11 protein-coding genes are annotated in these 11965 nt (G+C 42.4%); 2 read left to right on the top strand and 9 right to left on the bottom strand.

Translation table 11 applies throughout. From position 1 onward, the window contains the following. Positions 1-112: 112 nt before the first annotated feature. From V7161_RS11475 to V7161_RS11455, 5 genes are all read right to left on the bottom strand, one after another. Positions 113-1960 carry an ABC transporter ATP-binding protein gene (locus V7161_RS11475; RefSeq protein ID WP_335445237.1) on the bottom strand — a complete coding sequence of 616 codons (1848 nt, stop codon included), beginning with the start codon at positions 1958-1960 and terminating at the stop codon, positions 113-115. Position 1961: 1 nt separating this feature from the next. Next, positions 1962-3689 carry an ABC transporter ATP-binding protein gene (locus tag V7161_RS11470; RefSeq protein ID WP_335445235.1) on the bottom strand — a complete coding sequence of 576 codons (1728 nt, stop codon included), beginning with the start codon at positions 3687-3689 and terminating at the stop codon, positions 1962-1964. Positions 3690-3831: 142 nt separating this feature from the next. Then, entirely contained in the window at positions 3832-4179 is a 348-nt protein-coding gene (locus V7161_RS11465) for an ASCH domain-containing protein (RefSeq protein WP_335445233.1), read from the bottom strand. Positions 4180-4247: 68 nt separating this feature from the next. Continuing rightward, complete coding sequence (locus tag V7161_RS11460) at positions 4248-5963, bottom strand: GMC family oxidoreductase (RefSeq protein WP_335445231.1); 1716 nt, start codon at positions 5961-5963, stop codon at positions 4248-4250. A 25-nt stretch (positions 5964-5988) separates the two neighbouring features. Continuing rightward, complete coding sequence (locus V7161_RS11455; RefSeq protein ID WP_335445230.1) at positions 5989-6723, bottom strand: gluconate 2-dehydrogenase subunit 3 family protein; 735 nt, start codon at positions 6721-6723, stop codon at positions 5989-5991. Between the two features lie 145 nt (positions 6724-6868). On the opposite strand from V7161_RS11455, the gene V7161_RS11450 reads away from it, so the two are divergent. After that, positions 6869-7567 (top strand): hypothetical protein, encoded by a 699-nt coding sequence (locus V7161_RS11450; RefSeq protein ID WP_335445228.1) that lies wholly within the window; start codon positions 6869-6871, stop codon positions 7565-7567. 27 nt (positions 7568-7594) lie between these two features. Here V7161_RS11450 and V7161_RS11445 read toward each other — a convergent pair whose 3' ends face one another. Genes V7161_RS11445 through V7161_RS11430 form a run of 4 tightly spaced genes read right to left on the bottom strand, consistent with a single transcriptional unit; the run spans position 7595 to position 10739 of the window. Then, the gene (locus V7161_RS11445; RefSeq protein ID WP_335445226.1) at positions 7595-8392 is read right to left on the bottom strand and encodes an ABC transporter permease subunit; all 798 of its coding nucleotides are present in this window, start codon (positions 8390-8392) and stop codon (positions 7595-7597) included. Positions 8393-8411: 19 nt separating this feature from the next. Continuing rightward, positions 8412-9209, bottom strand: coding sequence for an ABC transporter permease subunit (locus V7161_RS11440; RefSeq protein ID WP_335445224.1), 798 nt, complete (start codon positions 9207-9209; stop codon positions 8412-8414). Between the two features lie 6 nt (positions 9210-9215). Next, entirely contained in the window at positions 9216-10100 is an 885-nt protein-coding gene (locus V7161_RS11435) for an ABC transporter ATP-binding protein (protein WP_335445223.1), read from the bottom strand. A gap of 15 nt (positions 10101-10115) precedes the next feature. Continuing rightward, complete coding sequence (locus tag V7161_RS11430) at positions 10116-10739, bottom strand: TetR/AcrR family transcriptional regulator (RefSeq protein WP_335445221.1); 624 nt, start codon at positions 10737-10739, stop codon at positions 10116-10118. A 165-nt stretch (positions 10740-10904) separates the two neighbouring features. Between V7161_RS11430 and V7161_RS11425 the strand changes: the two genes are divergently transcribed. Continuing rightward, complete coding sequence (locus tag V7161_RS11425) at positions 10905-11855, top strand: nuclease-related domain-containing protein (RefSeq protein WP_335445220.1); 951 nt, start codon at positions 10905-10907, stop codon at positions 11853-11855. The last annotated feature ends 110 nt before the right edge of the window (positions 11856-11965 follow it).

Here is an 11965-nt window from a genome sequence, read left to right as displayed (position 1 = left end):
CCTATTTACATTATCATATTTTGGCATTTTTAGATAATATTTTATAAAGTTTACTTTTTATAGAAAACATAACAAAAAGCCCCCGCCTACAGCGGGAGCTTTTCGAGTTCACTTAATCCAGTGCACCTTCTACATTTTTAAATTGGTTAAAAAACATCTGGTAATATCGTCCTTGCCTGCTCATTAAGGCATCATGGCTTCCTTTTTCGATGATTTGCCCTTGGTCAATGACCATGATTATATCGGCATCGCGAATCGTATTTAAACGGTGGGCAATGATAAAGCTGGTCCGGTCTTTCATCAAAGTCAGCAGTGCGGCTTGAATATGGAGCTCCGTTCTCGTATCGATGCTGCTGGTTGCCTCGTCCAAAATAAGCAGCGAAGGTTTCGCTAAGAAAACCCTGGCGATTGCTAACAGCTGGCGCTGCCCCTGGCTGAGGTTTCCGCCATTTTCTGAAAGCACAGTGTCATATTGACGGGGCAGCCGCTTAATGAAAGCATCCGCATTCGCCATCCTTGCTGCCTGCTCGACTTCTTCATCAGATGCTTCCGGCTTTCCGTACTTGATATTCTCCTTAATGGTTCCGGAGAATAAATACGTATCCTGCAGAACAAAACCGAAGCAGCTTCGAAGGCTGTCCCTTGTGTAATCACGTATATCACGGCCATCGAGCAGGATTCTCCCGTTAGTCACATCGTAAAATCTTGTCAGCAGATTCACAATCGTCGTTTTTCCCGCACCGGTTGGCCCCACCAAGGCCGTACTGCTGCCTACCTCCGCTTCAAAGCTGACATTCTTTAGAATCGGGACATCTGCCCTGTAACCAAAGCTGACATTTTCAAAAACAACATGACCTTTTGGGTTTTCCAATGGCACTGCATCACTCGAATCAGCAGGTTCTTCCTGCTCATCAATGATTTCAAAAACCCGCTCCGCCCCAGCGACGCCCGATTGAAGGATATTAAAAATGTTCGCCAAATCATTAAGCGGCCTGACAAATTGCCTCGAATAGGTGATAAAGCTGGCAATAGCCCCAACCGTAATCAGGCTTTTTACTGCAAGAATACCGCCGACTACGGCAATGACCGCAAAGCCAAGGTTATTGATAACATTCATAATCGGCATCAGGAACCCTGACCAAATTTGCGCCTTAAGGCCGACCTCACGCAACCGTTCATTGACCGTACTAAACTCCTCAATTACTTTCTCCTCATGATTAAAGGCTTTGACCACTTCAATCCCGGAAATCGTTTCCTCAATATGGCCGTTTAATTGGCCCAGCTGGATTTGTTGATTTTTAAACATGACGCTCGTTCTTTTCGCAATCGTCCTTGTCAGCAAAAATACAAGCGGCACGGTAATTAGGCTTGCTAATGTTAACAATGGGCTTAATACCAGCATCATGATTAACGATCCGGCGATGACAATCACCCCGGACATTAATTGGGTTGTCGATTGGGAAATGGTATTACTGACATTATCGACATCGTTGGACAGCCTGCTCATCAGCTCACCGTGGGTGCGCGAATCAAAAAACGAGACAGGCAGCTTTTGCAATTTTTGAAAAATAGATTCCCGTAAGCTTTTGACTATTCGCTGCGCTACGCCGGCCATCAGCCAACCTTGCAAAAAGGTAAGGAGGGCATCCGCTATATAAGCAGCTATTAAAATGATGATCAGCATTTCGAGAACATTGAAATCTACCTTGCCACGTTTGAGAGTCATGGCATCGATGGATTTCCCAATCAGGTACGGAGCTGCCAGCATAAGGACAGCGTCGACAAGAATAAAGATAAAGATGACGGTTAGCATTTTCCGTTCTTTCCCGAAGTATTCCCACAGCCGTTTTAATGTTCCTTTAAAGTTCTTCGGCTTTACCACCGGGCCCCTTAATCGCTGGGCACCACCTGGCCGTAATGGGGGAGGGGAAGGGGGATTGCTTGTTTGTTGGTTTGACATTTCATGATACCTCCTTGCCCATTTGCGAGTGGTAAATTTCCTGATACACCTTACAATCTTTCATTAATTCAGGGTGACTGCCGACCCCAACGATTTCTCCGTGGTCCAGGACAATGATTTTATCGGCATCCATAATCGAGGTTATCCGCTGGGCAATCAGGAGACACGTAAGGCCCCTGGCATATTTTTTCAAGCCTTCCTTAATTCTGGCCTCAGTTGCCACATCGACAGCACTTGTACTGTCATCCAAGATTAATATTTCCGGTTTTTTCACCAATGCCCGGGCAATTGAAATCCGCTGCTTCTGCCCGCCGGAAAAATTAACGCCTCCCTGGCCAATTTTCGTGTTGTAGCCTTCAGGTGAGGCTGAGATAAAGTCGTGTGCACCGGCGATTAATGCCGCTTCTTCCATTTCCTGCTCAGTGGCGTCCTCTTTTCCCCAGCGGAGATTTTCTGCGATACTTCCCGTAAACAAAATATTCTTTTGCGGGACAATCGCAATTTTCTCCCTTAGTTTTTTGGGATTTACCTGGCTAATATCCTCTCCATCGACTTTAATCGTACCGCTTGTGATATCGTAGAAGCGTGGAATAAGCCCAACAAGCGTACTTTTTCCCGAGCCTGTCGAGCCGATAATACCGACGGTTTCGCCGGGTAAAATGGTTAGATGGATATGTTTTAAGATGGGCTGGCCCGATGCAGTCTCATAGGTAAAAGAGACATTCTCAAATTCAATGCTGCCTTTTTCTCCTTGTTTTGGTGCGGCTTCCGTATCCATAACGGAAGGATCCTCAAGCATAAAGACCTCACCAATTCTGCTTGCAGAAGCCCTCGCTCTGACAAACATATTAAAAACCATTGAGATCATCATTAAAGAAAATAAGATTTGCGTCATATAGTTGGTAAAGGCAATAATGTGGCCGACCTGGATATTCCCTTTATTTACCCCTAAACCACCGATCCATAACACGACAACGATTCCAAGATTCACAGTCAGCATGATCGCCGGGCTGAAGGTCGCCATCAAGCGGCTGGCGGTAATGGATTGATCACGAAAATGCTCATTTGCCTTCGTAAATTTGCCAATCTCCACATCGGATCGATTAAAAGCTTTGACAACGCGGACCCCTGATAAGTACTCACGCATGACAGCGTTGACTCGGTCGAGCGCTTTTTGTACCTTAGAAAAAAGAGGAAACCCTATTTTCATATTGAAAATAATGAGAATGGCCACAATTGGCACGACGACTGCGAGGACGACCGCAAGGTGGAGGTTAAGGCGCGTCGCCATGATCAGGCCGCCAATGGCGAGAAGCGGTGCCTTAACGAATATCCGCATTAAGCCATTGACGAAGACCTGCACCTGGGTAACATCATTGGTGAGCCGTGTAATTAACGACGCGCGGTCAAACCGATCAATATGTTTAAACGAAAGTGTTTGGATTTTTTTAAACAAATCGGACCTGAGCTCCGTGCCAAAATTTTGCGAAACAATACTGGCGATGATACTCCTTGTCGAGGCCGCAACTGCACCACCCGCCGTAATCAGAAGCATGACGCCGCCCATTTTTAATACATAATGAAGGTCCTTTTCCGCCACACCTTTATCGATGATTTTAGCCATGATTGTAGGCTGCATTAAATCACTAATCGCCTCGAAGGTGAGGAATAAGACAGCCATGCTAAAAGACTTCCAATACTTGTTTATGTATTTATTAAAAAACTTCATTCTAGTCACCCCGGCTTGTCGGAAATCTTTTGATATAGCTATTATAATTTTGTGTTCCTGTATTAAACAAATTTATACGACTGCCGAAAGATTAAAATTCCATTAAAAAATGGCCCATCATTGGCAATGGACCATTTCTTTTCTATTCAACCGGGCTGAATTCATGAACCCAAACGCGCATTTGCGGGAGCCAGGGCATACCTGGGTGAATGGATAGAATTGATTGCTTGTATTCTTCCACTGTTTGGAAGCCCTCGCGGCGGGCATCTTCATCTGTCAGCTCGCCTAGGCTTTGTGAATAAACCTTATCAACAACGAACTTCCGGCCTTCAAGTGTCATGATTTCACCTGGATCAGCGTAACGGCCATTCCGGCGTGTGGCTGTTTTTTCTCCGGATAGGACCTTCTTTACATCCGCTTCCAATGTTACGAGTCGTTCAACAGAACATGTTTTTGGCGGTAAGGACTTGCTTTCATTTTGTGTCGTCATAGAGTTTCTCCTCCTTTAATATGTTTATTTTACCATATTACCATTGTTGGTATCTTTTTAAACACTTTCTAACCCACTTGTCCACCCTTATCGTGGTATTTCAGGATGCCTTCGGCCGCACGGTAGGCCAGAGCCCCGACTGTTCCCGTCGGATTATACCCCGAGTTATGCGCAAAAGCGGATGCACCCACAACGAATAAATTATCATAATCATGCATTTGCAGGTAATTATTGACCGCAGAGGTGGACGGGTCTGCCCCCATAATCACCCCGCCTGTATTATGCGTCGATTGATAAGTGGTAATATCATACGGTCCTAACTCCTTCAATGAATCAATATGGTCCGCACCCATTTCCTTAACGACATCGGCACATTTATTAGCTAGGAACACAGCGAGCTGACGGTCCTGTTCTTCAAAATCAAAGGTAATCCGAATTAACGGGTCGCCAAATGCATCCTTATATGTAGGATCGAGGTCAAGAAAATGATGCTTAAATGGCATGGATGACCCTTGTGCTGCAACAGTTAAAACACGGTTTGCATATTTTAACGACTGCTTCTTAAATTCTTTCCCCCACATTGGCGTTCCCTTTGGTACAGGATTGTTTTGAATCGGTCTGTAGCCCGTTTGTGTAAGCGATATGCCGCCACCATGAATAAAATTTAATTTGGAGTGGTCAAAATTATCGCCATTATAATCATCAAACAGAATACCAAGCGAACCTGCCCCGGCAAAGGTGTTAAATTCTTTATCCTTAAAAAACCCGACAGCATTACCTTTCATAACCTGGTAAGCATAATTTTTTCCGATAACGCCCTTCCCTGTTTTCGGATCATACGGTTTTCCTACATCAGACATCAAGAGCAAACGGATGTTATTGAATACATAGCTTGTCATCACAACAATGTCAGCTGGCTGCTCAATTTCTTCTCCGGTTGTCGTGTCTACATACATAACTCCCGTCACCTTGTTACCTTGTTTTAAAATTCTTCTAACATTGGAATGCGTCCTGATCTCAAAATTACCCGATTTTAGTGCTACCGGAATTACTGTCACAACCGGATCAGCCTTTGCCCCATACTCACAGCCAAACCTTTCGCAGTAGCCGCAGTATTGACAAGCTGACCTCTGGATCCCATCCGGGTTTTTATACGACTCCGATAAATTAGCAGATGGCATCATATAAGGATGGAGATTCAATTTCTTCGCCGCTTTTTCGAACATTTTCATTGGCGGAGACATTTTCATTGGCGGAGTCGGATATTTATCGGACCTCTTGCCTCCCAGTGGATTTTCCTCACCGGAAATCCCCGCTGTTTTTTCAAATCGATCATAATAGGGTTCAAGCTCATCATAGGTAATGCCCCAGTCCTGCAGGGACATTTCCGCCGGGATTTTATTTTTTCCGTACTTTTCAATCGTTTTACTATGGATCTCGAAATCATATGGAAGGAACCGGTATGTCTGTCCATTCCAATGAACACCTGATCCGCCTAAACCATCACCAAGCAGGAACGAACCGTATTGCCTCATTGGCAGAGCACGGATATTTTCATTGCCGCGGAAGGTGATCGTTTCCTTCGACAAGTCCTGCATAAGGTCATAGCGCAAGGCATAGCGCAATTCATCATGAACCATATAATAATCTTCGGTTTTTCGTTCCTTTCCTCTCTCTAAGCCGACTACCTTTAAGCCTTTCTTCGTTAGCTCGGCGGCAATAATTCCTCCAGTCCAGCCAACACCAACCAAAACAACATCTACTTTCGGTAACTTTCTCGCCATGTTCTCACCTTCTTTTTAAAAAATTCTACTTACCCATATGATTCTGCAGACTTTGCGGTTTAATTTTCTTAAAATCCTTTTCAATAACAGAGGCATAAGCCATTTGACTTCCTGGATAATTGCGCATTTTCCAGCCGTCCATATTTTTATTGCCGCCATAAAGCGGGTCACTATAAACACCTTCTAGGGTTGAACTCCTCAGCATATTGAAAAATCCACTTGGTGAAATCGTGGTAATATTCACTTTGTCTTCCTCAAAGTCTTTGAGGATAGCATCCTTCTCATCGCCCTTTAAGTCGACAAAGTCCTTTTTATAAACAGATTGGCTATGGTTATTCAGTTCGCGTAAGGCAATGTCAAAAATATCTCTCCGTTTTAACCGGCCTTGGAAGCCTTGAACCTTTTCCCCTTTAAAAAAGGGTGCCTGCATATACTCCCGTGAGTTAAAGCCCCAATCACCTGCTAATTGGTGATCAATAAAAAAGGCAACTCCCAATTCTTTGGCACCTGGACCATGATCATCCTTCGGATAAATCCGCTCGGTTGCTGCTTCAACAATCCGATATTGTTCAGGGGTAAAATACATGAGCGCTCGATTAAAATTCTGGGCTGTTTCCTCTTTATTTTTCTTTGCCGTCCCAAGCGGGAGGATGCTCCCCAAAACGCCGCCAACGGCAAGACCCCCAACTGTATAGCCCGTATTACGAATAAATTTTCTCCTTGATAATAAATCCGGCCTTTCCTTTTTTTCTTCTGTCATTCCAAACACCTCCAAGGAAAATGAATCAAAAAATTGTAGACTTAGGCAGTTTTCTGCCTTCTGTTTGATAATGTTCCCAAAATAAACCATTCATACGCACAAAAGGAAAAGGGAAATTTATTTTTAAAAAGGAGGCGACGAAGGAATGAAGAAGAATTGGAAAATTTGCTGTACACCTTTAATTGGGACCCTTTTGTTACTAGGCGGATGTTCTGGGCAGCAAGATCTAAAAGCACATGAGGCAGATGCGGCCATTAATCATGATCTGCACCAACAGTCCCTGAACAACAAGGGAAATGGAGTCGTCCACGGCAATCATAATAGTATCAATGTGATTCCAAGCGTGGACCGAGCCAAGAAGAAAACAACTCAAGCGACAAGCGGGCTTGGCAGCAATGTCTACAGCTTAATTGGCAGCTCCAGTTTACATGACGGGGGAATTTCATCACACTTAGAGTCACGACTTGCAGGGGAAGGGGTTCCAGGGATTAAGGTGTTCGTCCTTGATGACACCATCATCCTCGCAAGAGCGAATCAAGAAACCACCTCCACCCGTTATGATGAAATGCAGTCAAAGGTGTTAACCAATACGAATGGCCTTTCCGGCAAAGGGAATTTAGACGGGGTCGACATGAAAAAGGTCAATACCGATGACAATTTAGAACGGGCGAAGGATATCATGACAAAAGCCTTCAACGGCCAAGTTCAGATCCTAACGATCACTAATCCAAAAGCCATGCCGCTCATCGACGGGATCAAAACCAATATTAAAGCGAAAGCACCTTCTTACAGCAAGCTTTCAACTGATATTATTACCCTTGTAAAAATGGCCAATGAAAAATAAGAAGACCGGGAATTAACTCCCGGTCTTCTATATGTTTAAATCTCTCTTTTTATAAAAAACATATGTCACAGCTGACAGTGCGGCGATCAATACAACTGAAAGCACAATAAAAACGGGATCGAGCCCACTGCCAAACATGACATTTTTAGCTTCAAAATATTTAAAGGGAGTCAAATATTTTAAACCCTTTATATTCTCATTTAAATCAATCGATATCGACAACATGTAAGTTACTAAAAGGATACCAGTTGCCAGTGAGGCGGCCGTCTTAGGTCTCTTTTTAACCGCCGCGAGGGCACTGCCGATGACCATAAACAGCAGCTGTAAAATGAACATCCCTGCCATTAAAAGGGCGATATCCCTATTCACCGCTTCACCCTCATTGTATTTTGCGATAAGAGCAATGGAAGAAATCCAGGTTGCCAGATTGAAAATGATGATATTCGTTAATGCTGCTAATAATTTTGCCGTAATGATGGTAGTTCTAGATACCGGTTTGACGAACAAAAACTCAGAGGTTTTGTCTCGCTCCTCTTTGGCAATAATCGTTGCCCCCAGCATCGCCGCATGGATGGTGGCCATTAATAATAAATAGATAAACAGCATCCCGTAGTACCCACTTACCTTCGATAAATCCAAATCACTCATGCCAAAAACAGCCCTTAGTGACCTTGGCATATCTTTAAGCAAATCATTGATCGATTGCCCTGATGAAGAATAAGCATCATATTTTGTCATACCCGATACCACCATCAGGAAGACACCAATGCTCCAAAAGATAATTGATTTTCGGTGGGACTTCAACTCTTTTACATATATATTCACCTTGGAAACACCTCCATTTTTAAACGGCATGAATATCCTTTTTAGAATAAACAACAAAGCTTGCCATAATAGCAAGAAGGATAATGACTGCACCGGCTATCAAAAAGGATGTTTCATAGCCTGCGTGTTTGATAATATAGGCAGTGTCAAAATATTTGAATGGCGAAATATAACGTTTTACTTCTTCTCCAGTGGTATCACTAAATATCCCCAGAAAATAGAAGGCAAAGACCGTTGCAAGCGAGATAGTCAGTACCGATTTGATTTTTGGAACAATCACAGAAATGATGATTCCTAAAGCCAGGAAAATCAGTTGAATGAAAAAAACAGTCAGCGTAAGCAAAAAGAAAATTTTCATACTAAAGTCATCTGTTTTCACTTGAAATGCCAAGACACTTGCCGCAGCAAAATAAATAATATTGGTGATGACCAAGGACACGAATGCCCCCATTAACTTAGCTGTGAGTATTTGGCTGCGTGTCACAGGCTTTGTTAACAGAAAATCGGCTGTTTTTTCACGGACCTCCTTACTGACAATGGAAGTTCCGAGATTCATTGCCTGGATGCCGGCGCACAAAGTAATAAACGATAATGGGAAGCTGTAGAAACCTAATATTGTAAAGAAGTTTCCTTGATTAAATCCGATTGCATTTCTAATCGCCTCTGGGTAATTTTCTAATATCTTTAAAAAGCCCTCTGCATCCTTGGCAATGGAAGAATACAACGACATAAACAGAGCGATGATCAACACTAATGAGATCGACCAGATGATTGTCGACTTCCGGTAAGCCTTCAACTCATGTAAAAAGATATTCATAGTTTCTTAGGCCTCCTTTTCATAGTAGTGCATAAAAATCTCCTCAAGGTCTGGCTCTTCAATCCATAGATTTGCAATTTCTATTTCCGCGATTTTCTTCATGATGGCATTAATATCTCCTCGGAATAGGAAGCTGGTAATGCTGCCATCAATGGCTAAATTATTCACGCCGCTCATTTGGAAATAATTCTGGTTAATTGGCGATTTCGTCTCAATCTTGAACTTTTTATAGTTGTTTTCTTTTAAGGTGCTAATCTTTTCTACGGTAACGATCTTGCCTTCTTTAATGATGGCTACTCGGTTGCAAAGACGCTGAACTTCGCTGAGGATATGCGATGAAAAGAGAATCGTCGCTCCTTTTTTATTTTCTTCTTCGAGCAGTTCAAAGAATTTTTGCTGCATCAGCGGGTCAAGGCCGCTTGTTGGTTCATCAAGGATAATGAGCTTTGGTTCATGAAGCAGCCCCTGCACAATTCCAACCTTCTTTTTGTTACCTAATGAAAGGTCATCGATCTTTTTATTGAGATCGAGATCCATGATTTCTGCCAATTCTTTGATTCTCTTACTGCAATCCTTTTTATAAAAACTAGCTGAGTATTTTAATAGATCTTTCACTTTCATATTGTCATAGTAAAAAACTTCCGACGGCAGGTAGCCAATTTCCCTTTTTATTTCCGGGGCAAACTGAATGCAGTCCTTGCCAAAAATACTTGCGCTGCCGCTTGTTGGGTAAATAAGCGACAGCAGCGTGCGGATGGTGGTGGATTTACCAGCACCATTGGGCCCGATGAATCCAAAGATTTCACCTTCTTCGACATTGAAGCTGATGTTGGTGATTCCTCTTGCTTTCCCGTAGGTCTTTGTTAGATTATTAATTTCAATCACATTCATCGTTAATAGCCCCCTTTATTTATAAAAACATCTAGTTAACACTTGAAAATATTCTTCCGTTTCATCCAGGATTTTTTGATAATCAATTTCATGGTTAGGTGACATTTTTGCTTGATTTAAGACTTCATCACTTAATTTTTCAAAGGTCCAAGTAATGATTTTTAAGATTTTTTTGAGGTCGACATCCTCTCTAAATTTGGAATAATCAATGCCCTCATAAAACTTCTCCATGTTGATATGGGTCATTTCCTGCTTTTTCTTATCAAATTCCACTTTTATTTCTGGAGAGTCCTCCAAAAATACCTCTTGAATGAACTTAAATAAATCTGGATGGGTACCCAGCATTTCCATTTTGACGATAATCGCCTGCCGGATTCTTGTAAAAAAGTCTGTTTCTTTAAAATTTACCTTTAGGTAATATTCGTCGGTTATGAGAGTGGTGCAATAGTCAAATAAAAAGAAATACATCTGCTTTTTATTGCCGAAATAATGAAATAGCAGCCCCTTTGAAATCCCTGCTTCCTTAACGATTTCATTCGTTGAAGCCTTATCATATCCTTTCTGGGCAAATTCCTTTATAGCAGCATTGATGATTCGATCTTGTTTTTCCTTTTCTAGGCTGAGAAACTTTGAAAACACTGTGCCAGCACTCCTTTTATTTCTGTTGACCACGTGGGTCAATGGCATCATTATAATCCCGTTGACTCCTGTGGTCAATAGTGGTCAATCTATATTTTTAACAAAATTATGAAATGTATAGTAGGATTTTTATCGATGTGCTAACATGCATGGTGAAGGAGGTGGATGAACATTAATCTTAAAAATAGAGATCCCTCATTAAAGTTAGAAGGGTTAATTGCTGCTCAAAATCGGTTATCCAGCGGCCATCCTTGTATGCCTATTTTGGCTGCAAAACAAGCTTCGGTCGAGGCCGGAATTGGAGGGGAGGAACGAGTTTCTGAGATTTTCCGAAAACATTCATTTCCATTTGAACACCGCATTTTCCACGATTTATCTCCCACATCTGATGAGCAATTTCAAATGGACAACTTTTTTTTCTCTCCCTGGTATGGTTTGGTTTTAGAAGTTAAAAATATTGCGGGCATTTTGGAGTTTAAGGATAATCCTCCTCAGTTGATCCGGACTAGAGAAGATGGGCATAGGGATGGCTATGAAAGCCCTGTCGTCCAATTAGAGCGGAACCGTGATTTGTTGGGTGCCTGGCTAAGAAGCCGCGGCATCAATCTCCCCATTTACGGTGCGGTTGTACTGGCCTATCCGAAGCAAATTGTGGCCGTTCCTCCTGCGAAAACAAAGATATTATTCCCCAATTTGATACCATCCTACATTCGAAGCATCCCACAACAAGGCAAACAGTTGGATATAAATACCCTCCATTGGCTTTCTAAAGAATTATTAGCCAGTCATCAACGATTTATTCCAAAACCAATAAGTGAGAGTTTTTCAATACCTTTTGGGGATTTCAAGCCAGGGGTGAGGTGTGAGGAATGCGGCAGATTTGGAATGATTAAACTGCCACGGACCTGGAATTGTCCATTTTGCGGGGCGAGGGACCACAATGCCCATCAAAGGGCTTTGCTGGAGTGGTTTTTGATTTTTAAGAGAAGTATTACGAATAGGGAGTGTCGGGAGTTTTTGGGGGTGGATATTCACACTGCTACTCGAATTTTACAAGGTATGAATTTAAAGTTTGAAGGAACATTTCGAAACCGAACATATTTCTATTTCAATTAAAGGTATGATACTGTTATTTAGGAATTTCTACTTAGCACACTTTCTAAACTGGTGAGTTATTTTTGTGTCAGAGAGTAAATGCCGTTTATCTGAGAGTTATTTTTTATTTC

This window comes from Neobacillus drentensis (assembly GCF_036965425.1).
GTDB classification, from domain to species: Bacteria; Bacillota; Bacilli; order Bacillales; family Cytobacillaceae; genus Neobacillus; species Neobacillus drentensis_F.
Note: the sequence above shows the minus strand (reverse complement) of the source record. Positions and strands in the feature narration are given on the sequence as shown.